Origin of the sequence: Teichococcus wenyumeiae (assembly GCF_003696345.1) — a bacterium.
GTDB lineage: Bacteria > Pseudomonadota > Alphaproteobacteria > Acetobacterales > Acetobacteraceae > Pseudoroseomonas > Pseudoroseomonas wenyumeiae.
In genome coordinates this window covers 1-26,664 of the sequence record NZ_RFLX01000030.1, presented here as the reverse complement: position 1 = coordinate 26,664, position 26,664 = coordinate 1, and the positions used below count along the sequence as shown (strand labels likewise).

16 protein-coding genes and 3 pseudogenes are annotated in these 26,664 nt (G+C 69.8%); 16 read left to right on the top strand and 3 right to left on the bottom strand.

All coding sequences use genetic code 11. From position 1 onward, the window contains the following. Positions 1-153 precede the first annotated feature (153 nt). The 10 genes from tssK to EBE87_RS22770 all read left to right on the top strand — a co-directional run bounded on the left by tssK (position 154) and on the right by EBE87_RS22770 (position 15,220). Positions 154-1,491, top strand: a complete 1,338-nt coding sequence (tssK, locus tag EBE87_RS22815) for a type VI secretion system baseplate subunit TssK (protein ID WP_122140149.1) — start codon at positions 154-156, stop codon at positions 1,489-1,491. Between the two features lie 2 nt (positions 1,492-1,493). After that, a complete protein-coding gene (gene tagH / locus EBE87_RS22810; RefSeq protein WP_122140139.1) occupies positions 1,494-2,714 on the top strand; it encodes a type VI secretion system-associated FHA domain protein TagH in 1,221 nt (406 codons plus the stop codon). Further along, a complete protein-coding gene (gene tssL, locus EBE87_RS22805) occupies positions 2,704-4,011 on the top strand; it encodes a type VI secretion system protein TssL, long form (protein WP_199726508.1) in 1,308 nt (435 codons plus the stop codon). Before tagH ends, tssL begins: the two co-directional genes overlap by 11 nt. A gap of 17 nt (positions 4,012-4,028) precedes the next feature. Further along, the gene (gene tssM / locus EBE87_RS22800) at positions 4,029-7,565 is read left to right on the top strand and encodes a type VI secretion system membrane subunit TssM (protein ID WP_122140138.1); all 3,537 of its coding nucleotides are present in this window, start codon (positions 4,029-4,031) and stop codon (positions 7,563-7,565) included. Between the two features lie 5 nt (positions 7,566-7,570). Beyond that, the gene (tagF, locus tag EBE87_RS22795) at positions 7,571-8,323 is read left to right on the top strand and encodes a type VI secretion system-associated protein TagF (RefSeq protein WP_147465045.1); all 753 of its coding nucleotides are present in this window, start codon (positions 7,571-7,573) and stop codon (positions 8,321-8,323) included. Between the two features lie 40 nt (positions 8,324-8,363). After that, positions 8,364-9,542 (top strand): hypothetical protein, encoded by a 1,179-nt coding sequence (locus EBE87_RS22790; protein WP_122140136.1) that lies wholly within the window; start codon positions 8,364-8,366, stop codon positions 9,540-9,542. A 110-nt stretch (positions 9,543-9,652) separates the two neighbouring features. Beyond that, positions 9,653-11,764, top strand: a complete 2,112-nt coding sequence (locus EBE87_RS22785; protein WP_122140135.1) for a DUF4135 domain-containing protein — start codon at positions 9,653-9,655, stop codon at positions 11,762-11,764. A 124-nt stretch (positions 11,765-11,888) separates the two neighbouring features. Beyond that, positions 11,889-13,025 carry a peptidoglycan-binding protein gene (locus EBE87_RS22780; RefSeq protein ID WP_158611666.1) on the top strand — a complete coding sequence of 379 codons (1,137 nt, stop codon included), beginning with the start codon at positions 11,889-11,891 and terminating at the stop codon, positions 13,023-13,025. Positions 13,026-13,036: 11 nt separating this feature from the next. Next, positions 13,037-13,897: a c-type heme family protein gene (locus EBE87_RS22775; protein WP_233560160.1), complete on the top strand. Its 861-nt coding sequence runs from the start codon at positions 13,037-13,039 to the stop codon at positions 13,895-13,897. A 6-nt stretch (positions 13,898-13,903) separates the two neighbouring features. Continuing rightward, positions 13,904-15,220 (top strand): serine/threonine-protein kinase, encoded by a 1,317-nt coding sequence (locus EBE87_RS22770; RefSeq protein WP_122140132.1) that lies wholly within the window; start codon positions 13,904-13,906, stop codon positions 15,218-15,220. Between the two features lie 75 nt (positions 15,221-15,295). Here EBE87_RS22770 and EBE87_RS22765 read toward each other — a convergent pair whose 3' ends face one another. Continuing rightward, positions 15,296-16,024, bottom strand: a complete 729-nt coding sequence (locus EBE87_RS22765) for a PP2C family protein-serine/threonine phosphatase (protein ID WP_122140131.1) — start codon at positions 16,022-16,024, stop codon at positions 15,296-15,298. Between the two features lie 249 nt (positions 16,025-16,273). On the opposite strand from EBE87_RS22765, the gene EBE87_RS22760 reads away from it, so the two are divergent. From EBE87_RS22760 to EBE87_RS22740, 5 genes and pseudogenes are all read left to right on the top strand, one after another. Continuing rightward, positions 16,274-17,224, top strand: a complete 951-nt coding sequence (locus tag EBE87_RS22760; protein WP_122140130.1) for a LysR family transcriptional regulator — start codon at positions 16,274-16,276, stop codon at positions 17,222-17,224. Positions 17,225-17,581: 357 nt separating this feature from the next. Next, positions 17,582-18,616, top strand: a complete 1,035-nt coding sequence (locus EBE87_RS22755; RefSeq protein WP_122140129.1) for a cytochrome-c peroxidase — start codon at positions 17,582-17,584, stop codon at positions 18,614-18,616. Then, positions 18,613-21,111 carry a DAHL domain-containing protein gene (locus EBE87_RS22750; RefSeq protein ID WP_122140128.1) on the top strand — a complete coding sequence of 833 codons (2,499 nt, stop codon included), beginning with the start codon at positions 18,613-18,615 and terminating at the stop codon, positions 21,109-21,111. Before EBE87_RS22755 ends, EBE87_RS22750 begins: the two co-directional genes overlap by 4 nt. After that, positions 21,108-21,884, top strand: coding sequence for a response regulator (locus tag EBE87_RS22745; RefSeq protein WP_122140127.1), 777 nt, complete (start codon positions 21,108-21,110; stop codon positions 21,882-21,884). The genes EBE87_RS22750 and EBE87_RS22745 overlap by 4 nt, the downstream gene beginning before the upstream one ends. A gap of 776 nt (positions 21,885-22,660) precedes the next feature. Beyond that, positions 22,661-23,126 (top strand): annotated as a pseudogene (locus tag EBE87_RS22740) ((2Fe-2S)-binding protein). A 218-nt stretch (positions 23,127-23,344) separates the two neighbouring features. Here the strand turns inward: EBE87_RS22740 and EBE87_RS22735 are convergent. Together EBE87_RS22735 and EBE87_RS22730 are read right to left on the bottom strand one after the other, a co-directional pair. Then, a pseudogene (locus EBE87_RS22735) lies at positions 23,345-24,055 on the bottom strand (IS6 family transposase). A 65-nt stretch (positions 24,056-24,120) separates the two neighbouring features. Next, positions 24,121-25,668, bottom strand: a complete 1,548-nt coding sequence (locus EBE87_RS22730; protein WP_122140126.1) for an acetyl-CoA hydrolase/transferase family protein — start codon at positions 25,666-25,668, stop codon at positions 24,121-24,123. A gap of 383 nt (positions 25,669-26,051) precedes the next feature. On the opposite strand from EBE87_RS22730, the pseudogene EBE87_RS22725 reads away from it, so the two are divergent. Then, positions 26,052-26,231, top strand: a pseudogene (locus EBE87_RS22725) (transposase); the annotation flags it as partial. Positions 26,232-26,664 lie beyond the last annotated feature (433 nt).

The following is a 26,664-nucleotide window of genomic DNA, read 5'->3' as shown; positions in this document are numbered from 1 at the left end:
CGGCCATGCCTAGCGCTCCTGGTCCGGCAGGCGAATGCCGTGATGACAACAGCGCATGATGCCGCTCGGCCTGTTGCCGACAGACTGTGCCGCGCCCGCTGCCGTCCCTCCTGGCTGGCGGCGGGCGAACTGGCGCAGACGGAGCAGCGCGGCATGTCTTGGGATAACAGGGTCGTCTGGTCGGAGGGGCTGTTCCTCCGCCCGCAACATTTCCAGCAGAACGACCGCTACGTGGAGAAGCTGGTTCGCAGCCGCGCAGCCGCGCTACGCGGCTATGGCTGGGGATTCACCGAGCTGCGGCTGAACCGGCAGATGCTGTCGCTCGGCCGCATCGCCATTGAAAGCGCCAGCGGCGTGCTGGAGGACGGCACGCCATTCAGCATCCCCGACGATGCGGACCAGCCCGCGCCATTCGCGGTGCCGGAGCAGCTGCGGGGCAGCGTGATCCACCTGGCGCTGCCGCTCTCGCAGCCCGGCGCGGTGGATACCGACGCCCGCGGCCACGCGGATGTGCCGGTGCGCCATGGCGCCGCCGAGCAGGCCTTGACGGACACCAATGCCGGCGAGCGCGAGGACGTCGTGATCGAGGTCGCCCGCCCGAACTTCCGGCTGCTTCCGGAGGAAGCCGACCGCGCCGGCTTCACCTGCCTGCCGGTGGCGCGGCTGGTGGAACTGCGGACGGACCGGCAGGTGATCCTGGACGAGGCGCATATTCCGCCCATGCTGGACTGTGCCGCGTCCCGCGTGCTGTCCAACATGATCACCGAGGTCACCGGCCTGCTGCGGCACCGGGCGGAAGCGCTGGCGGCGCGCGTGACGCAGTCCGGCGCGCAGGGCGTGGCGGAGATCGCGGACTTCCTGTTGCTGCAGGCCATCAACCGCCATGAGCCGCGCTTCGGGCATTTCGCCTCCACGGCGATGCTGCATCCGGAGGTGCTGTTCGCCGCCCTGGCCGAGTTGGCCGGCGAACTGGCGACCTTTGCCCGGGCCGAGAAACGCCCGCCCTCCCTGGCCCCCTACCGGCATGACGACCTCGCGCGCAGCTTCCAGCCCGTGCTGCGGTCCGTGCGGGCCTCGCTGAACACGGTGCTGGAGCAGTCGGCGGTGCCGATCCCGCTGCGGCAGCACAAATACGGCGTGCAGGTCGCGGAGGTGGCCGACCGCACACTCTACGCCAACGCCGCCTTTGTGCTGGCGGTGCGCGCCGATGTGCGGGCGGAGCGGCTGCGGCGGGAACTGCCGGCGCAGATCAAGATCGGCCCGGCCGAGAAGCTGAAGGAACTGGTGAACGTGGCGCTGCCGGGCATCGGCATCACGCCGCTGCCGGTGGCGCCGCGCCAGATTCCCTTTCATGTCGGCGCGAGCTATTTCGAGATCGACCAGCAAAGCCCGCTGTGGCGGGACATGCGGACGGCCAGCGCGCTGGCGCTGCACGTGGCCGGCGAGTTCCCCAACCTGGAGATGGCCCTCTGGGCCATCCGGGGGCAGTGACCATGGGCCTGGTGCTGCGCGTGGAAGGTGCTGGCGAGGCACCCGCGCTGTTCGAGGCCGAGGGCGGCGCGACCATCGGCCGGACCGGCGAGAACGACTTGGTGCTGCCGGATGACAGCCGCACCATCTCCAAGCGCCATTGCGAGTTGGCGCTGCTGGACGGGCGCTTCCGGCTGATCGACCACAGCCGCAACGGCACCTTCCTCAACGACGCGGCAGAGCCGGTCGGCCCGGCTGCGGCGGTGCCCGTCTCCGCCGGGGACGTGATCCGGCTAGGCGAGGTCCGGATCACCGTGGTCGCCGCCACGGCATCGGCGGAGCCACTGCCGCCGGGCGGCCCCCTGGCCGGCTGGGACGAGGCCCCCGCCCCCACGGCGCTGCCGGAGCCCGAGGAAGTCTCCGCGCTGTTTCCGCCCGCGCAACCCGGCGCGGTGCCACCGGCTGAATCCGCCGCCTTCGCCGACCACCTGCCGGCGGAGGCCGGCCTCTTCGTGCAACCCCGCATGACCGGCGAGCCCATTCCCGACGACTGGGATCTGGTCGGGGAACTGAGCGCCCTGTCATCCTCGCCAGCGGAGGCCAGCACGCCCGCCCCCAGCCCGCCTCCCGTCGTGGCGGCGGAGCCGGTGCCGAAGCCCGGCCCGGACCAGGCGGCCGTGGCGGCGTTCCTGGCCGCCTGCGGCCTGGAGCCCGGGCACGCCGCCGATCCGGTCGCGCTGATGGCGCAGGCCGGACGCCTGTTGGCCGGCATGGTGGCGGAGCTACACGCACTGCTGGCAATCCGCAGCCTTGCGAAGCGGGAATTCGGGCTGGAACGCACGATGATCGCCCGTTCCGACAACAACCCGCTCAAATTCTCCACGGCGCCGCAGGAGGCGCTGGCGCTGCTGCTGGCGCCGGAGGTGCCGGGCCTCCTGGCGGGAGAGGAAGCGGTACGGGAAGCTTTCGAGGGCATCCGCTCGCACCAGCTGGCCCTGCTCTCCGCCACCCAGTCCGCGCTGGCCAGCCTGTGCGCCCGGCTGGCGCCGGAGGCGATCGTGGCCTCCCCGCCCTTCTGGGCGCGACCGCTGCCCTTCGCCTGGGATGCCGCCCGCTGGGCCGCCTACCAACAGGCCTATCCGGAGGTCGTCGCCAGCCTCGACGCCGACATGCGCGAGGTCCTCAGCGGCGATCCCGCGCAAGCCCGGCCGGATGCGCGTGAGGAGCACGGCCATGCCGGATGACGAGACCATCTTCACCCCGGGCATGGTGCCCGGCGGCGCACCGGAGCCTGCGCCGGCGACGCTGCTGAACCCTGGCGGCCGGCTGCAACCGGCCACCGGCGCGGCGGACCCGTTCTGGAACACCATCGTGCCCGGGCGGCTCTGCCCGCTGATGATCGCGGCGGCACCGCTGCTGACGCTCTGCGTGCAGCTTCGGCAGAGCCTCGGCCACGCCGATGTTGAGGGCCTGCGCAGCCGCGTGCTGATGGAGATCGAGGCCTTCGAGCGCCGCATCGTGCCGCTGGGCCTGGCGGCGCGCTCCGTCCGCGCCGCCCGCTACGCGCTGGCCGCCACCATCGACGACATCGTGCTGAACACGCCCTGGGGCAGCCGCAGCCTGTGGACGCGGCGCAGCATGGTCGGCACGCTGTTCAGCGAGACCTGGGGCGGCGACCGCTTCTTCGACCTGGTGGCACAGCTCAAGCGTGACCCCGCCCTGCATGTCGATCTGCTGGAACTGCTCTACTGCTGCCTCAGCCTGGGCTTCGAGGGCCGGCTGCGGCTGAGCCCGCGCGGCGCCACCGAGCTGACCACGCTGCGGGCGGACCTGCATGGCCTGATCCGCGCCGCGCGCGGCGGCTTCGAGCGCGACCTGTCCCTCCGCTGGCGCGGCGTGGCGGTTGCGCGGCGGCTGGGCCCGGCGGTGCCGGGCTGGGTGATGGCGCTGGTCACGCTGGGCGGCCTGGCGCTTGTGCATGGCGTGCTGCTGCTGGTGCTGAACGCGCGGTCCGACATCGCCTTCGCGGAGCTGGGCAGCCTGCCGCCCCGTGGCGCCGTCACCCTGGCCCGCACCGCGCCGCCGCCGCCGGCCCCGCCGCCGCGCGACAGCGCCGCGATCCGCCGCTTCCTGGAGCCCGAGATCCGCGAGGGCCTCGTCACGGTCACGGAAACGGCGCAAAGCATCACCGTGACCATTCGCGGCGCCGGCATCTTCAACTCCGGCCGCGCCGCGGTGGAGAAACGCTTCGTGCCGCTGTTCGAGCGCATCGGCGAGGCGCTGAACGACGAGCCCGGCGAGGTGCTGATCGCGGGCCATACCGACTCAACCCCGATCCGCACCGTTGCCTTTCCGTCCAACTTCCAGCTTTCGCTCGCCCGCGCCCAGGCCGTCGCCGGCATCACCGCCAGCCGCATGCGGGACCCCGGCCGGCTGCGCACCGAAGGCCGTGGTGCCGCCGAGCCCGTCGCCCCTAACGAGACCGAGGAAGGGCGGCGGCAGAACCGGCGGATCGAGTTCCTGATCCGCAAGCCGGCCTGAACATCCAGGGACCCACCATGCAGATCCTGAAAGCCACCCTTCTGTCGAAGCTGCCCTTTGTTCTGCTCGGCATGGCCGTGCTGGCCGCGCTGATCCTGGTCTGGGGCCCGGCACTGAATGTCTGGGGCACGGCGCCGCTGGAAAGCCTGCCCAGCCGGGCTGTGGCGGTTCTGCTGGTGCCGGCAGGCCTAGGCGCCGTGCTGCTGGCGCGGCAGCAGATCGGCAACGCCATCCAGGGGCGGGTCAGCGAGGCGCTGGGCGGTGCGGGCCGGGCCGGCGAGGCTGCGCCGGACGAGGACGCCGCCGCGCGGCAGGAGCTGCAACTCGTCACCCAGCGCTTCCGCACGGCGCTGCAGGTGCTGCGCAAGCGGCGCTTCGCCGGGGCGGGCGGGCGGCGCTGGCTGTACCAGCTGCCCTGGTACGTGGTGATCGGCCCGCCCGGCTCGGGCAAGACCACCGCCATCACCCAGTCCGGTCTGACCTTCCCGCTGGCCGAGCATTTCGGGCAGGCGGCGCTGAGCGGCATCGGTGGCACGCGCAACTGCGACTGGTGGTTCACCGACGATGCCGTGCTGATCGACACCGCCGGTCGCTACATGACGCAGGACAGCGCCGCGGAGCGCGACAAGGCGGCCTGGCTGGGCTTCCTGCGCCTGCTGCGCCGCTTCCGCCGCCGCCAGCCGCTGAACGGCGTCATCATCGCCATCGGGATCGACACGCTGACTGCGGCGCCCGAGGCGCTGCGGCAGGACCATGCCCGCCGTGTCCGCCAGCGCATCAGCGAATTGTACGGCGAGCTGGGGCTGCGGTTGCCGGTCTATGTGCTGCTGACCAAGTTCGACCTGATCGCCGGCTTTGTCGAGTTCTTCGACGATCTCGGGCGGGAGGAGCGCGGCGCCGTCTGGGGCGTCACCTTCCCGCATGATGAGCCGGAGCCCGCCGGCGGCCACGCCGCCGATTTCGGCGGCGAGTTCGATGCCCTGGTGCGGCGCCTGGACGACCGGCTGATGGAGCGCATGCAGCGCGAGGGCGACATCCAGCGCCGCGCCATGGTGTTTGGCTTTCCCCAGCAGGTGGCGAGCCTCAGGGGCCTGATCCAGCAGTTCCTGACCGACGCCTTCGCCCCCAATTCCTTCGAGGACCCGCTGCTGCTGCGCGGCGTTTACTTTGTCAGCGGCACCCAGGCCGGCACGCCGCTGGACCGCGTGACGGAGGCCATGGCCCGCACCTTCGCCGTCGCGGGGCGGCCGCCCGCCAGCTTCGCGGGGCAGCGGCGCAGCTATTTCCTGCGCCAGCTCCTGCACGACGTGATCTTTCCCGAGGCCGGACTGGTTGTGCGGAACCCGGCCGCCGCGCGCCGCCGGACCCGGTTGCGGCTGGCGCTGGCCGTCGCCGCGAGCCTGGTGCTGCTGGTTGGCGGCGTGCTGGAGGCGATGGGCTTCCTGCGCAATACCGGGCTGGTGGAATCCGTGCGCGCCGAGGCCGCCGGCTTTGCCACCCAAGCGCAGGAACTGGGGCTGGAGCGGGTGGACAGCGATGACCCACGCCCGGTGCTGCCGCTGCTGACGCGGCTGCGGACCCTTTCGGCCGGGCTGGCGCAGGATGTGGGCGGCGGGCCGCTGCCCGGCCTCGACCAGAGCGCCAAGCTGGGCGCCGAGGCCGGGGCGGCCTATCGCCGCGCCCTCAACGCCGTCCTGCTGCCGCGGCTGCTGCTGCGGCTGGAAGCGGTGCTGGCGGAGCGCCGGGAAGACCCGGCGGCGCTCTACGAGCCCCTCAAGGTCTACCTGATGCTGGGGCAGCAAGGGCCGTTGCGGCGGCAGGCGGTGCGCGGCTGGATGACGGCCGACTGGAACGCCACCTTCCCCGGCGAGGACCAGGCCGCGACCCGCCAGGCGCTGCTGGACCACCTGAACGCGCTGCTGGAGCAGCCGCTGGCCCCGGTCGGCCTCAACGGCCCGCTGATCGAGCAGGTGCGCGCCACGCTGCAGAAGGTGTCGCTGCCCCGGCTGGTGCTGGACAGCATTCTCACCAGCCCCGAGGCGACGCGGCTGCCTGCCTGGCGGGTGGCGGATTTCGCCGGCCCCGGCGCCGAGGTGGCGCTGCGGCGGCGCTCCGGCCAGCCGCTGGTGGCGGGCATTCCCGGCCTGTTCACCCAGGCCGGCTTCCGCGACACCTTTCTCCGCCTGCTACCTCGCGTGGCCCAGGCGCAGGCCGAGGACCGCTGGGTGGTAATCCCGCCCGCGCCGGAGGAGGACACCGGCCCGGCGGCGCAGCGAGCCGTGCTGCGGCAACTGCAACAGGACGCCACCGCGCTGTACCTGCAGGATTTCAGCCTGCGCTGGGACCAGCTGATCGGCGACATCGCCGTGGTGCCGATCCGCGATGTCGGGGATGCGCTGCGGGTGCTGAACATCCTGGCCGCGCCCACCTCCCCCATCCGCCTGCTGCTGGTGGCCGCGGCGCGGGAAACGGCGCTGGGCCAGCCGCCTGCCGAGCCCGGCGCCGCGCCAGGGCAGCCGGCCCCCCCGCCGCCAGCGGCCGACACGCCGGAAGGCCTCGCCGCCCGCTACACCGCCGAGCATTTCCGGCCGCTGCGGCAACTGGTCGAGGTGCCGCCCAACAGCCAGGCCGGTGCGCAGGCGCCGGTGGACGACACCATCCGTGACCTCGACCGCCTTTACCGCTCGATCAGCGACCTGCAAGGCAGCGCCAGCGACCCGGCGCGGCAGAGCGCGCAGGCGGCCGCCGCCCTGTCGCAGATCGAGCGCCGCGCCGCCGGCCTGCCGCCACCCATCGACCAGTGGATCCTGGGCGTCAGCCGCGCCGGCGCCGACCTTTCGGCCAACGACGCCCGGCAACAACTGGGCGAATTGTGGCGCGGCGGCCCCGGCCAGGCCTGCCAGCGCCTGGCCGAGGGACGCTACCCCTTCGCCCCCGCCGCGACATCCGAGATCCCGCTGGGCGATTTCGGCCGGCTGTTCGGCCGGGACGGGCTGATCGACGGCTTCTTCACCGCCAACCTGAAGGGGCTGGTCGAGACCGGCCGCAGCCCCTGGACCCCGCGCGCCGGCGGCCGGGCCGAGCTGCGCCTGTCCCGCCCAGCCCTGGCGCAGTTCGAGCGCGCCGCCGCCATCCGCGACAGCCTGTTCCAGGACGGTGGCAGCCGGCCCTCCCTCGGTTTCTCCCTGGCCCTGGTCCAGGCCGACCCGGCCGTGCAGGCCGTAATGGTGGAACTGGACGGCCGCCGGCTGGAATTCCGCCCCGGCGATGCCGAGGCCCGGCGCATCCGCTGGCCCGGTGCCGAGGGGACCGGGGCCGCCGCCGTCACCTTTGTCGGCCCGGAAGGGCCGGTCACGGCGGCCAGCGAGCGCGGCGGCTGGGCGCTGTTCCGCCTGCTGGACGATGCCACACTGCGGCCGCGCGGCCGGGACGCGCTGGAGCTGCAGATCGCCGCGGGCGGCCGCCAGGCGGTGTTCATCCTGACGGCGGACGGCGCCACGAACCCCTTTGCCCGCAGTCTGCTCGCCAGCTTCCGCTGCCCGCAGAGCCTGTGATCGGCATGGTCCTCCTGTCCTCCTGGCCGGCGGCCCCGGCCGGCTTTCACGGCAAGGTGCCGGCACGGGCCGACTTCATCGCCGCCGGCCTGCCCCCGGCGGTTCTCGCCGGCTGGGACAGCTGGCTGCAGCAGGCCCTGTCGGCCAGTCAGGCGCGGCTGGGCGCGGCCTGGGAAGCCTGCTACCTCGCCGCGCCCCTTTGGCGCTTCGTGCTCAGTGGCGGCGTCTGCGGCCCGCTGCCGCTGATCGGCGTGCTGATGCCGAGCATGGACGCGGTGGGCCGCTGCTTTCCGCTGATGCTGGGCCGGCAGCTCGACGGCAAGGCCGACCTCCTGGCCCTGCTGGTGGGCAGCGGCGCCTTCTTTGCCGCCGCCGAGGCGCAGGCGCTGCGGGCGCTGGAGGGCGGCTTCGACCCGCTTCGGCTGGGCGAGCGCCTGCCGCCCCCCGCCGCCGCCCCGTGCCGGCTGCCGCCCCGGGCGGTGGAGGGCGCCGGGCATTGGGTGCCGCTCCCCGCCCTTTCGGCGGCGCCGGCGGCCCTGGCCGCGCTGGCGGGCGCCCCGGCCGCGCCGCCCGATGGCCCGTACGGGCTCTGGTGCACCACCGGCGCGCCGCATCTGGCGCCGGGGGTCGCGCTGACCCAGGGCCTGGTTCCTCCCGCCGCCTTCGCGGCGCTGCTCGACGGCGCCTGGCCGCAGCACGGCTGGTCGGTGGCGGCGCCGGCGCGGCCGGACGCGGCCGAATGGGACCGCGACATCTGATCCCCTCCGCCCTTTCCAGACCCGAGAGGACCCCGCCTCCATGTCCATGATCCACGATCGCAAGCACGCGCAGAAATACCTCACCCGCATCGGGAGCGGCGCCACGCTAGCCTTCTGCTGCGTCGAGATCGCACCGCGCATCACCCTGTTCCACGCCCGGCGCACATCCAGCCCGGGCGGCCTGAAGGGCGATTTGAAGGATGCCACCTGGGCCGGGCAGCCCGCCCTGCGCAAGGGTGAGAAGACCGGCTCCCGGCTGGTCGCCCAGGGCTTTCTGCGGCTGGATAGCGAGACGCTGCTGGTCGACAGCGCGGCCGCCGAGGGCGTGGTGGAGAAGCGGCTGCGCGATTATTTCCGCACCGGCTTCGGCCTGTCGCCGGTCTGGGGGGCGGTCAGCGGTGCCGCTCTGGCGGAAGAGGCCGCCGAGGCCGGGGAAGATGAGGAGTCGCCGGCCCGGGCAGCAGTCAGCGGCGCCGATTTGGCGGAACAGGCCGCCGACGCCGGGGATGGTGAGGCGCCACCTAGCCCGGCTGAGCCCAGCTCGGCCGCCGCTGCCGGGCAGCCGGCAGAGGAGCCGTCTGCCCCGGAGGAAACACCACCGGCGGAAGAGACCGTGGCAGCGCCGCAGGCCACGCTCGCAGCGCTGAAAGCCGCCATGGAGCGAACCATGCCGGCCTTTCGACAGGCGATGCAGCGCCACCCCGGCCAGCGCGGCGCGCTGACAGCCCTCGCCGCCGGTTTTCTGGCCGCCGACAAGGCTGGCGACGCGGTGATAGCGGAGCAGCAGCTTGCCGCCCTTCAGGCACAGCTGGACAGCCTGCAGGAGCCGGCCGTTCCCTACGCAAAGCTGCGGCAGGATTGGGTTGCCGCCCGCGATGCCGCCGCGGCCGACCTGCAGGCGCTGGAGCAGGCGATCCTGCAGGATTTCGCCGGGGAGCCGGAGTACGAGGACCTCGTGCGCCGCGTGCGGAAGCTCGATGAGGTGATGGCGACCCTGGGTACCGCACTGCGGGACAAGCTGGACGAGGCGACAAATGCCGCCGGGCCGGAGCGGCTGGTACGCCAGGGCGAGGCCGGGGAGATCGTCGCCCGCCACAGGAGCTATGTGGATGGCGATCCTTTCCTGACCGCCATTGACGATAACCCCTTCAAAACCGTGGAGGTGCAGGCGCGGCTTTCGGTCGCGCTGGCCAGCCTTGCCACCGCCCTTGCGGCATGAACCGGAGAATCGCGATGCCTGGCAGCACAGCCACACATGAGCGTAAGCGTGACTGGGTACAGCGGCACTTGAACCTGTTATTCGACCTGCATCCACGCCTTGATTTGAATATGGCGCGGAAGAAACTCGAAGACGCGGAGGCGTTCCTGAAATCCGGGGACCCCAAGTGGGCGGCAGCTACGCTGCGCGCGCTGGAACCCGTCATATGCTCCCCCCTGCTGCGACGGCCGCCGGGCGGAGCACCGGAGGCCGCCGCGCAGACCGGTCTGTCAGCGCAGATGGCGGCAGAGCAGCGTGCGCTGCTGGAGGAATGGCAGCGAAAGCTGAAGGACTGCCAGTCGCGATTGCCGACCAAAGGCCGGAGAGACGCGCTGCAGGGCACCATCGACACAGCGCGGTACGAACTGATGCTCTTTGACATGCCGCAGCCCGAGCCGCTGCGCGCCGCCCTGTTCAAGGCGTCGGTGGTAAAGGTGCTGAAGGCCATCGAGCTGCCCCTGACGAGCGTGGTGGAGCCGGACCAGCAGGCGGCAGTGTTCGTAAAGCTGGCCGGCATCCTGACCAAGCAGATCGACCCGTTGGTCGCCATGGCCCTTTACTGTCAGGACGGGCAGCCGGGATGGCCGGCCGATAAATCCTACGCCGCCCATATGGAGGAGTTGCTCCGGAAGAACGGGAGGCCGCTTTCCGACCGTGCGCCAAGGCTGCAGGAGCGCATCGATCTGGAGGCTGACAATTTCCAAGCCTCCATTCTGGAGGTCCTGGGCCGTGTGAAGGCGGACAGGGAGGACATGGGCCCCGCCCTATTCGGCGGCGCCGCCGTGGGCGCCCTGACCGACATCGCCGTGACCGACAGCGACCCACATAACGGTGGACGTCGCGTGATGATCCTGACGTTCAAGGGGCCCGACGGCAGACCACTCAAGGCCGTGCACAAGCCCCGCGACGTGCGGGTCGATGCTAGGATCGTCGGCCGGACCGGCCAGCAGAGTAACGGGGCCAGCCTGTCGGAGCGCGCCACCAGCCTGTCGGAGCGCGCCAACGACCTGATGATGGCCGCCGAGCGGCGCCGGCTGTTGCAGAAGGACCCGCAGGCCGGAGAGCAGCAGGTGGAAAGCCAGGTGGCCCAGAACATCACCCTGCTGCCGACCTATGGTTTCCTCGCCAGGCAGGACGCCCAGGACAGCCACTATGGCTGGGTGGAGTTCGTGGAGCACGGCCGCCCGCAGGACTGCGTGCTGGACCGACCGGCGGCGGAGGCCTTCTACCGCTGTGCCGGCCAGTTGGCCGGGCTGGCCTTCCTCTGCGGCATCGAGGATCTGCACCACGGCAATCTGCTGGTCCGAGACGGCCTGCCGGTGCTGACCGATCTGGAGATCGCCTTTGGCAGCAAGGCGGAGCCACCCGCTGGCTTCGACCCCGTGACAGCCAGCGATGATGAGGTGAAAAGCTACGCCAAGCGCCAGTTGGACAAAACCCTGCTGAGCATGGCGCTAAGCCGTGGCATGGAGAAGCAATACAACGTACCCGTTGCTCAGCATGACCGTCTGGATTTCCCGAGCGGCGTGCAGACGTCAACGGTGACGGACAATTTCGTCTTCCTGAAAAAGGAGAATGGCGAACTGCAGGCGCAGACCGAGGGGTTGGCCCACGAGTTCGCGGGCAGCTTCGGCGAAGGCTTCCAGCGGATCTGCGACGCCTTCAGCAACCCGGCGTTCAGAGAGGCGAACGAGGCCTTCCTGGAAGGCTTCGCCGACATGGATGTGCGCTTCCATGCCCTGGCCACCCCAGATCAGCTCAACCTGCGGTACAATGCCATGTTGCAGGGCTACCGGCACAGCATCAACGAGGAGGCGACTCAGTTGGCCAGCGGGACGCTGCGCAAGAACGACCACTTCGGGAGCCGGCTGCTGGATGCGCCATGGCAGGAAGCCCTGATCCCCGACGTGGCGCATGACCTCGCCCGGCGCGATGTGGCCTACTTCACGCAGAGGCTCGGCACACGGGAACTGATGCACAACGGCCGCACGCCGGTCAGCCACAACGACAACACGGCATTGCTGCCGCATGACGGGCTGGAAGTCGCACGGCGCAACCTGCGGCTGATGATCCACCACCGCGCGATCCTGCGGGAGCAGGCCGTGGCGTTGGCCTGGAACACGCCGTCGTTGGGCCAGTTGCCCGATATGGAGGAGCTGAAGAAGCGCTACAAGAATGCCTGACCTCAGGGCGGCGGCATCCACCGCCGGCATCCCGGCATGGCAGATCCGCATACGCCAGCGCGGTGCCGGATGCGGTTCATGGAGGGCGGCGCCTTCCGCGCCCACGCACAGGAGCCCGAGACACGTGACCAGATGTCGCCTGGCGGCTGCCGCCCTGCTTCTGGGCGCGGCGCCCGCCCTGGCCGAAACCGCGCCGCCGCCGCGCCTGGCCCTGGTGATCGGCAATGCCGCCTATGCCGAGGCCCCGCCCCTGCCCGCCTGCGCCACCTCCGCCCGGCTGGCGGCGCAGACGCTGGAGGCACGCGGCTATGCGGTGACACTGCGCGAGGACCTCAGCCATGGCGAGATGGCGGCCGCTTTCCGCGCCCTGGGCCAAGCCCTGGACCGGGCGCCAGGCGCGCAGGCGGTGGCCTATCTCTGCACCCGTGCCGTGGCCTCCGGTGGCCGGGCCTTTCTGCTGCCCGTCACGGCCCGGGTGCAGCGGCCCTCCGACGCGATCAGCCAGGGCATCCTGGCCAGCCGGCTGGCCGAGGCCCTGGACCGGCCCGACGAAGGGGATGCGCTGATGCTGGTCGATGCCATGACCGGCCCGGCCGGGGACGCGGCCGCCTGGCAGGACGCGGTGAGCCGGACGAGCAGCCGGGTGGGTCTGGCGGTCGCCCTGCCGGAGCCGGCGCCCGAAACAGGGCCGGCGCCGCTGGCCGGCAGCCTCCGCACCCTGATTCCCGATGGCGGCTCGCCCATGGTCGACCTGTCGGCCGCCCTGCGCCAGCAACTCGCCCCGCGCCCCGGCTTGACGCTGGTCCTGCACGCGCCGGCCGTGCCCGTGCCCAAACCGCCAGCCGGCCCGCTGCCACTGGCCGCCCTTCAGCCACCGGCCCTGCCGGAAGCGCCCGCCGCCCCCGCGGCCGCGGCGCCCATTGCTCCGGCGCCGTCGGCCGAGGCCCCCGCGCCCCCGCCGGCAGCAGACCCTCCCGCGCCACCCGCGGCGGAGCCGCCTGCCCCACCTGCACTGCCGCCCCCGGCCGCTGCCGCAATTTCGCCCGAACCGCCGACCAACCTGGCACAGCGCCGCTTCATCCAGGATGTCCTGCGGCGGCTTGGGTATTATGACGGGCTGCTGGATGGCGTCTTCGGCCCCGGGGCGCGGGCGGCGATCCGCCGCTACCAGCGCGAGACGGGCGTGGCGCCCACCGGGCTGCTGACGCCGGACCAGGCACGCCGCCTGCTTTCCACTCAGCAGCGGGCGGGGGCGGTCTGATGGGGCTGCGGATGAAGTTCAACCTGGCCATGGGGTTCACCTTCCTGGCCGGGCTACTGATCGCGGGCCTGCTATCCTACCGCCTCACGCAGCGGGAAGCGGTGCGCGAGGTGCTGCAGCAGGCCAGCATCATGGCCGGCCAGGCCGCCGTCATCAGCGACTACACGGCGCGCGAGATCGCGCCGTTGCTGGCCGAGCAATCCCGCGAACAGTTCCTGCCGCAATCCGTGCCCTTCTGGGCGGCGCATACCAACTTCAGCGCGCTGCAAAAGCTTTTTCCCGATTACAGCGTCCGCATGCCGGCACTCAACCCGACCAATCCGGCGGACCGGCCGACGGACTGGCAGGCCGAGATCATCGCGCTGTTCCGGGGCAACCCGGCGCTGCAGGAACATATCAGCCAGCGCGCCTCGCCCAACGGGCCGATCCTGTCCATCTCCCGCCCCATCCGGGTGGAGGACCGCGCCTGCCTGGAATGCCATTCGACGCCACAGGCGGCGCCCGCCGCCATGGTCGACCTTTACGGCCCTTCCAACGGTTTTGGCTGGGAGATGGGGGAAACCGTGGGCGCGCAGATCATCTCGGTGCCGATGCAGGTGGCGCTGCAGCGCGCGGCAGGCACCTTCCGCACCGTGATGTTGGGGCTGGGCGCCGTGTTCCTGCTGATGACCGTGCTGCTGAACCTGCTGCTGCACCTGGCCGTCGTGCGCCGTGTCCGCCGCATCTCCACGGCCGCCAACGAGGTCAGCCTGGGCGACATGGCCGCGCCGGAGCTGCCGGTTTCCGGCCGCGACGAGATCGCCTCCCTGACCGAGTCCTTCAACCGCATGCGCCGCAGCTTCGCCAACGCGATGAGGCTGCTGGAGCCGTGAGCCACCATGAGCGAGATACCCGCACGCATCGGCCGCTACCGCCCCCGCAGCCTTCTGGGGCGCGGCGGCATGGGTGTGGTTTATCGCGCGCATGATCCCGTCATCGACCGCAGCGTCGCCATCAAGCTGATCCACCCGTCGCTGCTGGGCGGGCGCGACGGCGACGCCGCCCTGGCGCTGTTCCGTGACGAGGCGCGGGCGGCGGGGCGCTGCCAGCATCCCAACATCGTCGGCCTGTTCGACGCGGCGCTGCACGAGGGCCAGCCCTTTCTGGTGATGGAGTATGTCGAGGGGGAGGATCTGGCCACCACGCTGCGGCAGGCCGGTGGGCGGTTCGCCGCCGCCGCCGCCGTGGCGGTGACATTGCAGGTTCTGGACGCGCTGCAGGCGGCGCATGCGCAGGGCATCATCCACCGCGACATCAAGCCTTCGAACATCCTCCTCGGCCGCGACGGGCGGGCAAGGGTGTCCGATTTCGGCATCGCCCGCCTGGTCTCCGCCGGGGCCACCGGCGCGCTGGCTGGCACGCCCAGCCATATGTCGCCCGAACAGTGCCGCGGCGAGGCGCTGGACGCGCGCAGCGATCTCTTCTCGGTGGGTATCCTGTTGCAGGAGATGCTGTCGGGAGAACGGCCTTTCGGCCCGGGAACACCGGACAAGGTGATGCAGGCCCTGCTGGACGCGCCGCCGCGGCCGCTGCCTCCGGCCAGCCCCGAACTGCCGGAAACGCTGCGCGCCATTGTCGCGCGGGCGCTGGGCAAGGCCCGGGATACGCGCTTCGCCTCGGCGGCGGAGATGGCGGCGGCGCTGCGCGCCTGCCCGGGCCTGCCGGCCTCACCTTCCCTTCCCCCCGCGCCGAATGCCGACGAGACGCGCCTGGCGCCTGCCCCGTCGACCAGCCAGGCACAGGGGCGGACCCCGCTGCCGCAAGGCACGCTGCGCGACCTGCAGCAGATCCTGGCCCGCTATGTCGGCCCCATCGCCGGCTACCTGATGCGGGAAGCGGTGCGGCAGGATGAGGACATGGATGCGCTCTGCGCCAGCCTGGCGCGCGCCATCGAGTCCGGCGAAGCCCGCGAGCGCTTCAGCCGCGAAGCGCGCAACGCCCTGGCCCTCGCCGGCCCGGCCCGGCCCGCCGCCTGGACGCCGGCGGAGCTGGAACAGTTGCGGCAGGCGCTGGCATTGCATCTGGGCCCGGTCGCGGGGCTGCTGGTGCGGCGCGGCGCGGAACAGGCGACCTCACTGGCGGCGCTGTGGCAGACGATGGCGCGGCACATCGAGACGCCGGCGGAGCGCGAGGCCTTTCTGCGCCGGCAGCCCTAACCCCGGCCCGCTCCGGCCTGTCCGCCTGCCATGGCGATCCATCTCCCTGGCAGGGGAGCCCCGGGGCGGCCGCCTTCAGAAGCCTGTCTCGTGCAGCAGGATCACGGTCACGTTGTCGGGCGCACCGCGGTGCAGGGCGAGGTTCAGCAGCGCCGCCGCGCGGTCCTGGCCGGGCGGCGCGGCCAGGATGGCGGCGATCTCGCCTTCCGCCACCACGCCGGTCAGCCCGTCGCTGCACAGCAGGAACACGTCGCCCGGTCGCAACGGCTGGCAGATGCGGTCCAACACCAGGCCTTGGGGCGCTCCCACGGCGCGGGTGACAACATGCGCCCCCGGGTGGTACCGCGCCTCCCGCGCCGAAAGCAGGCCGCGGTCCACCAGCGCCTGCACCTCCGAATGGTCGCGGGTCAATTGCCTCAGCTCTCCCTGGCGTAGCCGGTAAAGGCGGCTGTCGCCGGCCCAGAGGCAGGTGAGCAGCCGGTCGCGGATCAGCACCGCCACCACCGTGCCCCCCACCACCACGTTGCCGCCGAGCCTCGCAGCCACGGCCAGCAGCTCGGCATGCGCATCGGCGAGTCGGGCCTGCACGGCCTCCGTCGTCACCGGGGCTGGCAGGCGGTCGCCGGCCAGGGCATCGACAATGCGCCGGCTGGCCAGGTCGCCGCGCGCATGCCCGCCCATGCCGTCCGACAGCACCCACAGCCCGTCGACGGAGCGGAGAAGGAAGGCGTCCTCGTTATGCCGCCTCACCGCCCCGGCGCTGGAGACGGCCGTGGCATCGTAAGCCAGGAAAGGTGAGATCATGGGGCACCCGTTCAGGCATGGTCCTGGAGGCCGACAACTGTGCCGGACGAACCGGCCATGGCCCCCATGCGAAGCGGGTATGCCGGCATGCGCCGCGGCACGTTCTGTTTCAGGCGTAACCGAGCGGCCGCCGGTTGAAATCACACCTCAACATAAACGAGGCAAAGGACCGGCCATGCCTCTCACGGGGCTGGTGTTCGAAACGGGGGACCTATGTCTCATACTGCGAGCCGGATCGATCCGGCGCAAATGGCGGCGCCGCCCCTGACCACCACCGCGCGGAGCCGTGCCGAGATCAACCTGGCGGCCTTTGACCTGAACCTGCTGGTGGCGCTGGACGCCCTGCTGGAGTGCCGCAACGTCACCCATGCCGGCCATCGCGTCGGGCTCAGCCAGCCGGCGATGAGCCGGTCCCTGGCCCGGCTGCGCGGCATGCTCGGCGACGACCTGCTGGTGCGCAGCTCCACTGGACTGGTGCCGACACCCCGGGCCGAGCGGCTGGCCAGCGCGCTGCCGCCGATCCTGGCGCAGATCCGGGAGCTGCTGGGCAGCCGCAGCCTTGCGCCCGAGGATTGGCGCTCCAAGATCACCCTGGCCATGCCTGACCATCAGGCGCTGGTGCTGCTGTCCCGCCTGCTGCCGCGCGTGCGGGAACGGGCGCCGGCCCTTGATGTCGTGGTGGATTCATCGCTGGCCGGGGCGCTGAAGCGGCTGGAGCAGGGAGAGATCGACTTTGCCATCGGCCAGATTCATGACACGCCGGCCGGCACCTACCGGCGCAAGCTTTATGATGACCGCTTCGCCTGCCTGCTGCGGCAGGATCATCCGGCACTGTCGCAACCCTGGACGCCGGAGCGTTTCGCGACGCTGCGGCACGCCGTGATTGCCCCCGGGTCTGAAGACAGCTTCGGCAGGATCTATGACAGCCTGGCGGGGCTGCACCTGCCCGATCGTGACCCCATCCTGGTGCCGAATGCCATGACGGCGCCGATGATGATCGCGGAAACCGACCTGGTGCTGACAGTGCCGCACCGCGTCGCCACCCGGATTGCGGCCATGCTGCCACTCCAGGTGATGGAGGTGCCGATGGAGCTGCCGACCTACGAGGTGTTTCTGATCTGGCACGAACGGCGCCACCGCGACCCTGAACACCGTTGGATGCGCGCCGAGATCGCGGCCGCGACCCTCTCGACCATATGATAATGTGCGGATGTCATGGCACGGTCCCTCCTGAAGAGGGGCTGGGCGCGCCAAATATAGATTCCTACTAGATTCCTACCAAGATCCGCCATCGCAGCTGGGAAATTCGTGACATCCTCATGGGCGCCCCGCGTCGGGCCGGCCGATTCGTCTGCTAACGTAAGGCAGAACAGGCAGCCGGCGTGCATCGCACGAAGGGACACCGCCGCCTGCGGATGGAAACATCCAGCGCCAACCCTTAAGATCTGTCCCGAAGCGCATCGCGGGGCGTTGTGCCCTGTTGCACGGCGACGCGGTTTTGTCGGTCAGGCCGGCCGCTGACCTGCGGAGCCGCCTCCGCGTGGTGAGGGATCTTGGATGATCGACCGATGGACCGGCCGGCTCGGCCGTCAGATGACACGCCGCAGCCGCGCGCTGGTACTCGGCCTCCTGCTTCTTGCCGCCCCGGCGGTAGGCAAGCTCGCTGAGCAACAGGCGATCACGCCCGTCGCGCTGCCGGAACTCGACGGGCCCAAGTTGGAACTGGGGCGGATGCTGTTCATGGATACCCGCCTCTCAGGCCCGCAGACCATGGCCTGCAGTTCCTGTCACATGCTCGACCACGCCGGCGCCGATGGGGTTGCGCGGCCTGTCGGTGCCAGTGGTAGACGGCATGATTTCAACACGCCCTCGGTCTTCAACGCGGTCCTCAATCCTTATCTGAACTGGCGGGGGGACCGGCGCGATCTTGAATACCAGAGCGAGATGGTTCTGCTGAACCCGGATCTGATGGGCGGCAACTGGCCGGTGATCCTGTCGCGCCTCCAGGCCGACGCGAACTACCCGCGCGGCTTCCAGGCCGCCTATGGACAGAAGCCGCAGCGCGAGGTGATCCTGGACGCGCTGGTGCAGTTCCAGCGCTCCCTCATCACACCCGACGCACCGTTCGACCGCTACCTCAAGGGTGATGCCAAGGCCATCGACGAGACAGCGAAGCAGGGCTTCGCTTTGTTCCGCGACTACGGCTGCATCGCCTGCCACCAGGGGCGGAACGTCGGCGGAAACCTGTTCCAGCGCTTTGGCGTGTTTCCTCCCGCCGAACCGAGCCTGCAGGATGATCAGCCCGCCGCTCTCGGCCGCTACCTGCTGACGGGGCGGGAAGAGGACCGCCACCTGTTCCGGGTCCCCAGCCTCCGCAACGTCGCGGAAACAGCGCCCTATTTCCATGATGGCCGGGAGCCGCTGCTGGAAAATGCCGTGGGGGTGATGGCCCGGCGGCAACTCGGCCGTGAACTGTCCTCCAGGGAGGTGGCGCGGATCGTCGCCTTTCTCCGGACGCTGACCGGAACCTATCAGGGAAAGGCGCTGGTGTCCTCCATCCCCGCCGCCCCCGGCCAGGTCCCCCCGCCATGATGCGCTGCACCCTCCTGGTGTGCTTCTTGGGCGTTCTGGGGGCGCTGACCTTTCTGCTGCAGGGCGCGGGCATGCCGGACGAGGCGCGGCACGAGCGGGTGCTGGCCGCCCTCCGCACGATCGACCTGATGAACGCCTCACTTCAGCGTGATGTTCTGCGCGCCCGCACGGGCCTGCTGACGAATTACGATGCGATCTCGGCGATCAGCGGAACATTGAGGCAGCAGGCGGAGCTTCTCAGCCAGGAAGTGCCGCAGCTGCGGCCCCAGACCGCTGCCCTGCAGGCCGCGTTGGACGAGCAGGACGACCGCCTGGAACGCTTCAAGACCCAGAATGCCTTGGCGCAGAACTCCCGGCGGGTGTTCGAAAGCGCCATGCGTGAACTCATCCCGCCGGAAGGCGGGCCGGTCGATCCCGCCGCCACCGGCATCATCCGCTTGGCCGCCAGCGTCCTGCGCCTGGCGAGCACCCCTTCGGCCACCCTGCCGGCCGAGGTGATCGCGGAAGCCCGCCGCCTCGCGGCGCTGCCGGATGCCGGGCGCTACGCCACGCTGATCGCGCATGCGCGCCTCATCGCATCGACGCTGCCGGCAATCAACGCCAGCCTTATGGCGCTGCAGGAAGGCCCGGTGGTGGAGCCGGCGCAACGGTTTCACGAGGCTTATCTCCAGGCCTATGCGGAGACATCCGCGCGCGCAAGGCTGTTCCGGCTGGCGCTCTACAGCGCCGCCATCGCGCTGGCGGCCTACACCCTTTTCCTGGTGCTGCGCCTGGACTGGCACGCGCGGCTTCTGCGCCGCCGGCTTGCCCTGGAGACACTGGTGGCGCAGACATCGGCCGGGCTGCTGAACCCGGCCCTGGGGCAGCTCGGCGACAGCATCGGCCCGGCTCTTGCCGGGATCGGCGAGCATTTCGGCGCCGGACGGGCCCGCATCATCCTCAAGGACAGAGCAGAGGGTGCCAGTCGTTACGAATGGCACCACGAGTGTGTCGCACCGGGAGAGGCCGGCACGGAACTGCTGCGGATCCTGGAAGGCTGGCCGACGCGGGAGGTCGGCATGACCGGGATCGCCATCGTGCCGGACGTTGCCCGGCTACCGCCCGGGCCGGTCCGGGCGCTGCTCCGGCGGCTCGGCCTGCGGTCCTGGATCGCGGTCGTGATCGGATCGCCGCAGCACCCGCGCGGCATGCTCTCGCTGGAATGCGAAAGGGCGGCGATGGCCTGCACGCACCAGCATACCACCGTGCTGTACACGCTGGCCAACCTCTTCGCCGCGACCTTCGCGCGGGAACAGGCCGCGGCGGAGCAGGAAGCCCTCAGGACCCGCCTCACGCATGCGGAGCGCCTGGAAGCACTGGGCACGCTCGCGGGCGGCATCGCGCATGAGTTCAACAACGCCCTGGGCTCGATGCTCGGCCATGCCGAGCTCGCGCTCGATGCCCTGAAGCGCAGCAGCGCGGCGCGGCGCTACGTGTCGCAGATCCTGACAAGCGGCGCCCAGGCCAAGGCGGTGGTCGACCAGATCCTGACCTTCAGCCGCGCCCCCGCATGGCGGCGCGAGCCATTCCGGCCGCAGCCTGTCGTGAAGGAGGCCCTGGAGATGGTCCGCGTCTCGCTCCCCCAGGGGGTGGTGATCCGCCCGGTGATGACAGCGCCGGAGGCGGTGGTGAACGGCGATGCCGTTGGGCTGCGGCAGATCGTGGTGAACCTGGGGCGCAACGCCGCCCAGGCCATGAGCGCGGAGGGCGTGATCGATGTATCCTGCAGCATCGTCCCGTTGCGGGAGGCAGCCACGTTCTCGCACGGCGTGCTTCCTGCCGGCGTGTATTTCCGGCTGGCCGTGACGGATACGGGCAGCGGGATTCCGGCTGCGCTGATTGCCCGCATCTTTGAGCCTTTCTTCACCACCAAGGGTTCTGGGCAGGGCACGGGGCTGGGCCTCGCCGTGGTCCATGGCATCGTCGCCGATCACGGCGGCGCCCTCGACGTCCGGAGCCACGTAGGTGCCGGCACCACCTTCTCCGTCTACCTGCCGCTGATCGAGGCCGAGCCGCCAAGCCAGGCCGGTCACACGGAGCGCGCCGTGCCGAAAGGTGCGGGCGAGACGATCCTGCTGGTGGAGCCTGACCGGCAACAACGGCTTCTGGCCGAGGAGATGGTGGCGGCGCTGGGCTACGAGCCCGTCGGGGTCGGAAGCACCGACGCGGCCTGGGACCGGCTGCAGGCCGGCCCGGCGACCTTCGATCTTGTTCTGGCGGCGGGGGACGCCCGTGGCGGCGCCGTGGCGCTGGCGCGCCGGGCCCACCGCCTGCGCCCCGACCTGCCTGTCATCCTCGTGGCCGGCGCCGAGAGTGGGCTGGAACTGCTGCAGCGAAAGCCGGCCGGCATCGCCGAGGTGGTGTTGAGGCCGCTCCAGTTCCGGCCGCTGGGCGCGGTGCTGGAGCGCCATCTCGCCCACCACCATCCCGCGCAGAGTGTCGGAGGCAGATCATGATCCCCGCGCATATCCTGATTGTCGACGACGACGCCTCCATGCGGCAGATGATCCGCGACTACCTGACCGGCCACGCCTTCGCGGTGACGGCAGTGGCCAGTGGTGCGGAGATGGTCCGGACCGTCCGCACCGAGCCGGTCGATCTGATCATCCTCGACCTGCAACTGGCCGGGGAGGACGGGCTGGAACTGCTCCGCAGCCTGAACACCCTGACCAGCGCGCCGGTGATCATCATCACGGGTCACCGGACCGACGAGGTCGACAAGGTCGTCGGGCTGGAACTCGGTGCCGATGACTACCTGCCGAAACCCTTCGGGTTGCGGGAGCTGCTGGCCCGCGTGCGGGTCATCCTGCGGCGGGCCGAGGCCGCGGACCGGCGGAGCGCGGCCCGCCGCACCAACCTCCGCTATCGCTTCGGGAACTGGGAACTCGACCTGAACACCCGCCGCCTGACGGCGCCGGATGGCGAGGTGATGCGGCTGACGCGAGGGGAGTTCAACCTCCTCCACGCCTTCCTGCGGGCGCCGCAGCAGATCCTGAGCCGGGACCAGCTTCTAGCGGCCAGCCGCGGGAGCGATCAGGACGTCTACGACCGCAGCATCGACGTCACGATCCTGCGGCTGCGCAGGAAGCTGGAGCAGGATGTATCCCAGCCCTCGTTGATCCGTACGGAGCGAGGCTTGGGTTATGTGTTCACCGCGCCGGTAGAGGTACAGCGGGAGAGTGCTCCCCTTCAGGCCTCTCGGGGGGAGGCGGAGCGCAAGCTGGATTGACCCCGCCGCTGACCGGCAACCTGGCACCGCTCAGCACCGCCGGGGCCCCCTCCCCACCTTTCGATTGCACGAACCATGGATCGAACGTGCCTGGCACGGCGTCGCCGCTATCCGGGTCGGCCAACTGGCCATGGATCATGAGTTCGCTGTGGCGGAAGCGGTCGGCGACCTCATGCATGGCACCTCGGGGTAGTCTGTGGCATTGGCCATCAGCTTGTCCGGTGGTGGCGCGGCTTACTCCTTTGCCACGACGGCTGGACCGGGATCTGGCCGTGTCGGGTGACGGCACACGCTCACAGCGCGACCATGAGATGCTGGATTAAGGCCAATTACGGTATTGCTCTTCTGTCCGGCCGTTGCAACCGCGGACCGGCTTGCAGTGGTTCCTGCATCCCGCTGCGCGGGAGCCCTGCTGGTGAGCCTCCGGATCGCGATCCGCTTCTGACCGGCCGGCTCTCGTCCGGTACCAGGAAGTGCCGTGGTATGTTGGCCGCCAGGGCCCTGCTCAGGCAGCATGGTCGAGGCACTGCCCTCCGGCACGCAAACCCAGACTGCAGCCTGGATCAGGTGAACTGTATCAACATTTGCCAGAACCACGCGCTGCGACAGTTTGCGGCAAACAAGGGTCATCGGGGCAAATTTCTGCGACAGCAACCGGCTAGGGTCTGCCGCGTCGCACCACATCCAGCGCTATCGATCGTAGCACAGGACCTGTCGCTGCCTTCCGGCGCAGGCTCCCGGTCCTTGATCTACCTGCCCGAAGCAAGGAGCCGAACATGCCGCATTTGATGATCAACGGTCAGGTCCGGGACGTCGATGTCGACCCCGACACCCCGCTGCTCTGGGTGATCCGTGAGCAGATCGGGCTCACAGGCACCAAGTTCGGCTGCGGCATGGCCCAATGCGGTGCCTGCACCGTGCATATCGACGGCATGCCCATGCGCTCCTGCGTCACGCTGGTGGGCGGGGTGGAGCCCAACCAGAACATCGTCACCATCGAGGACCTTTCGCCGGATGGTAGCCACCCCGCTGCAGAAGGCCTGGCTTGCCCTGGACGTGCCGCAATACGGCTATTGCCAAGCCGGCATGCTGATCGCCGCCGCGGCGCTGCTGCAGCAGAACCCGAAGCCAACGGACGACGACATCAGCGCAGAGATCACGAATACCTGCCGTTGCGGCACCTACAACCGGGTGCGCGCCGCCATCCATCTCGCCGCCAACAGCAGCGATCAGGCGGGCTGAAGGAGCTGCCATGACCATTCAACCCAATCGCGCACGGCGCCACTTCATTGTCGGCTCCGCCGCGGTGCTGGGTGGGCTCGCGATCGGCGTACACCTGCCCGGCAGCTTATCCGCCAGCGCCCGGGGCCAGCACGCCCGAGGTCAATGCTTGGATCGGGCATTGGCAAGTTATTTGACGAGAAGGCAAGTTCGGCCGTGTGACGGAGGGTGCGGCAGGATCAGGCTGCCGCTTGGGCACAGGTTTCCTGCCGCCAGATCCGGCAGGCCCTGGTCCGGGCGCGCCGGTACTCGCCGGCGCTTACCAGGTGTCGGCGCGGGCGGACATGGCCATAGATCATGCTGTGTGCCGAGAGGAACCGCTGGGCCCGCCCGGCTGACTTGAACCGTTGCCTCTGCTGCTCTCGTCGCCGGGTCGGCCGATGCGCGTTCTCCGCGCGATTGTTGAGGCAGCGGCTGCTCCGATGCCGCACCTCAGGCAGGAGCGCGCGCTGTGCCACGCCGTAGCTCTTCAACCGGTCCGTGACCAGCCGACGTGGCTTGTATGCAGGCCTGCGAGCAGGCGCTTGAAGAACGCTTGGCCGCACTCCCATTCCGTCGATCCTGAACCAGGATGTCCAGCACCATGCCGTGCTGGTCCACAGCTCGTCAGAGAGAGTGGAGCACGCCATTGATGCGCAGAAAACACCCCATCGAGGTGCCAGGTGTCGCCCGGCTTCGGCCGGTGCCGTCGCAGCTTTCGGGCGAACTCTGAGCCGGACTTTCGGCCCCGGTTCCGGATGCTCTCGTGGGTGGCGGCGATGCCCCGTTCGGCGAGGATCAGTTTCCACGTCCCGCAGGCTCAGGCTGACTACGTGATACAGCCAGACCGCGTGGCTGATGATCTCCGCCGGGAAGCGGTATCCAGGGTAGGTGCCAGGGCCTGGTGTCATCCGACCAGCTTCGCCCAGCTCGCTCTCTCCGGCTACTGCCGCTCAACTTGGCAATGCCCTAATTCTTACGGAACGGGTCCGGTCCAACTTTCCCGACCGGTCTGAGAGGAGGCGGCGCCGATGCCCCGCATACTTCCTGTCCTCCGCCGGTGCAGATGCCAGGAGAAGGCCTCCTCCAGCAGGTGTGGCGTCTGCCCACCTCGCTCGCGGGCTGCCCGCCTCGCGTAATCCCGGAGGGCGTCACGGTAATCAGGATGCGCGCAACATTTTATGATGAGCGGCGCCCGCTCACGCGGTGCCAGGCCGCGCAGGTCGGCGAGGCCATGTTCCGTCACGATGATGTCCACGTCGTGTTCGTTATGGTCCACGTGCGTCACCATCGGCACGACCGTGGAGATATCGCCACCCCGGGCGGTGGAGCGCGCCACGAAGACCGCCATATAGGCGTTCCGCGCGAAGTCGCCGGAGCCTCCGATCCCGTTCATGATATGCGTGCCATCCACATGCGTGGAATTGACGTTGCCGTAGATGTCGCATTCTAACGCCGTATTGACGCCGATGATGCCCAGCCGCCGGATCACTTCCGGATGGTTGCTGATCTCCTGAGGGCGCAGCACCATGCGGTGCTTGTAATCTTCCAGGTTCTCGTTGAAGCGCCGCGTCATCTCCGGCCCCAGGGTGATCGAGGAGCCCGAGGCGAAGACGAGCTTGCCCGCATCGAAGAGCGCGATCGTGCTGTCCTGGAGAACCTCGCTGTACATGAGCAGGTCGTGGAAGGGGCTGTCGATCAGCCCGTGCATCACGGCATTCGCGATGGTACCGATTCCGGCCTGCAAGGGGGCAAGGCTCATGCCCAGCCGGCCCAGCTTTACCTCCTGCGACAGAAAGTCGATGAGGTGCCTGGCGATCGTATCGGTCACCGCATCGGGCGGCTCATTGGCCGAGGGGCTGTCGCTTTGCTCCGTGAAGACGATGGCCGCGATCTTGGTGGGTTCAATGGGGATATAGGGGAGGCCAGCCCGGCTGTCGCAGGCCATGACCGGCACCGCCTCGCGATAGGGCCGGCGGCCTGGAATGTAGATGTCGTGCAGCCCCTCTAGGGCGAGGGGCTGGGTGAGGTTGATCTCGACGATCACCTTCTCCGCGAGGATGGCAAAGGTAGCGCTGTTGCCAACCGAGGTGGTTGGCACGATGCCGCCATCCTCCCGGATCGCCACAGCCTCGATAATAGCGTAGTCGATCGGTCCTAACTGGCGAGAGCGCAGCATTTCCACTGTTTCGGATAGGTGCTGGTCGATGAAGAGGACTTTTCCGTCATTGATGGCCCTGCGCAGGACAGGGTCCACCTGGAACGGAAGGCGACGGGAAAGAACGCCGGCTTCCGTCAGGAGCCGGTCGATGTCATTCCCGAGTGATGCCCCAGTCATGAGGGTGATCTTGAATGGATCGTGGACCGCACGCTCCGCCATGGCCCGAGGCACCGCCTTCGCTTCCCCAGCCCGCGTGAAGCCACTCATGCCCACTGTCATCCCGTCCTTGATGAGGGATGCCGCGTATTCGGCTGAGCAAACCCGGCCGAGGAGCGACGGACGGCGCAATCTCTGATCATGCATGGAACTGGTTCAACTCCGGACGAAGGCGGCGTGTCGGCCCCGTTGAGAGGACCGGTTTACTCTGCATTGCTTGAGGAAGCTGACTCCCCCTGGCTGGTTCCAACCCCCAAGCGCCAGTTTGTTGCTTCGCGAGGCGAAAGATCAGCGAATGGACGTCAAGGTTGCAGGAAGAATACCGCTGGCTTCGCAGTCCGGCGCGGCGGCTTCTCCTGCTGCCATGACATAGGATTCTCGGCGCCGCCATTCACTATCGAGCCGATGTGAGGAGAAGCGGCACTCTTGATACAGGGCAAGCCGGTTCTAACCCACTAGGCTCAGGACCTAGTAGTAGCCGCCTTGCGCTTTGATCCTGCTGTGATTCCATGGTGGCCGGAGGTGCTGCCATGGCTGACCTGTTCTGGCTCACAAAGACACAGATCGAGCGGATCGCGCACTACCTTCCGCTCTCCCATGGCGTGCCGCGGGTGGACGACCAGCGGGTCGTCAGCGGCATCATCCACGTCATCCGCAACGGGCTGCGCTGGCGCGATGCGCCTGCCGAGTACGGCCCACGCAAGACGCTGTAGACGGCCTATTCACAAACGACAAATTTTGCCTGACGCGGGAGGGACGGCTAGCTCTGCCGTGGCGACGAGGGCCTCGAGGTACTGATCATTCAGTGGGGACCGGCGGGGGCGCCATTTTGAGAGGGTCTTGCCCTCTCGGAGTGAGTCATGAAACGGCAGCAGCCCTGGACCGTCAGCCGGCGGGTGGTCAGCCATCCAACGGCGCAGCGCCGGTGGGATCGGGCGTATCAGTTGCTTCTGCAACTGGGCACTGGCCCGGTCATCCTGGATTGCGCTCCGCAGGGCCTCGCGGAGGAAAGCCGTCATGCAGATAGCCGTTTACGCTCGGGTCTCGACCCAGCGCCAGGTGGACTTCCCCGGGAGAAGTGGAGAGCGCTGAGGTAAGGTCATGAGAACCTGGAGGGTGCGATGGGAGATCCACGCCAGCGTG

Coding starts and splice junctions, on each gene's coding strand:
- EBE87_RS22745 (WP_122140127.1), top strand. CDS start 21,108: ATGATCCCCGCGCATATCCTGATTGTCGACGACGACGCCTCCATGCGG.
- EBE87_RS22765 (WP_122140131.1), bottom strand. CDS start 16,024: ATGATCTCACCTTTCCTGGCTTACGATGCCACGGCCGTCTCCAGCGCC.
- EBE87_RS22785 (WP_122140135.1), top strand. CDS start 9,653: ATGGCGCGGAAGAAACTCGAAGACGCGGAGGCGTTCCTGAAATCCGGG.
- tagF (WP_147465045.1), top strand. CDS start 7,571: ATGGTCCTCCTGTCCTCCTGGCCGGCGGCCCCGGCCGGCTTTCACGGC.
- EBE87_RS22750 (WP_122140128.1), top strand. CDS start 18,613: ATGATGCGCTGCACCCTCCTGGTGTGCTTCTTGGGCGTTCTGGGGGCG.
- EBE87_RS22790 (WP_122140136.1), top strand. CDS start 8,364: ATGTCCATGATCCACGATCGCAAGCACGCGCAGAAATACCTCACCCGC.
- EBE87_RS22760 (WP_122140130.1), top strand. CDS start 16,274: ATGGCGGCGCCGCCCCTGACCACCACCGCGCGGAGCCGTGCCGAGATC.
- tagH (WP_122140139.1), top strand. CDS start 1,494: ATGGGCCTGGTGCTGCGCGTGGAAGGTGCTGGCGAGGCACCCGCGCTG.
- EBE87_RS22775 (WP_233560160.1), top strand. CDS start 13,037: ATGAAGTTCAACCTGGCCATGGGGTTCACCTTCCTGGCCGGGCTACTG.
- EBE87_RS22755 (WP_122140129.1), top strand. CDS start 17,582: ATGATCGACCGATGGACCGGCCGGCTCGGCCGTCAGATGACACGCCGC.
- EBE87_RS22770 (WP_122140132.1), top strand. CDS start 13,904: ATGAGCGAGATACCCGCACGCATCGGCCGCTACCGCCCCCGCAGCCTT.
- tssL (WP_199726508.1), top strand. CDS start 2,704: ATGCCGGATGACGAGACCATCTTCACCCCGGGCATGGTGCCCGGCGGC.
- tssM (WP_122140138.1), top strand. CDS start 4,029: ATGCAGATCCTGAAAGCCACCCTTCTGTCGAAGCTGCCCTTTGTTCTG.
- EBE87_RS22730 (WP_122140126.1), bottom strand. CDS start 25,668: ATGCATGATCAGAGATTGCGCCGTCCGTCGCTCCTCGGCCGGGTTTGC.
- tssK (WP_122140149.1), top strand. CDS start 154: ATGTCTTGGGATAACAGGGTCGTCTGGTCGGAGGGGCTGTTCCTCCGC.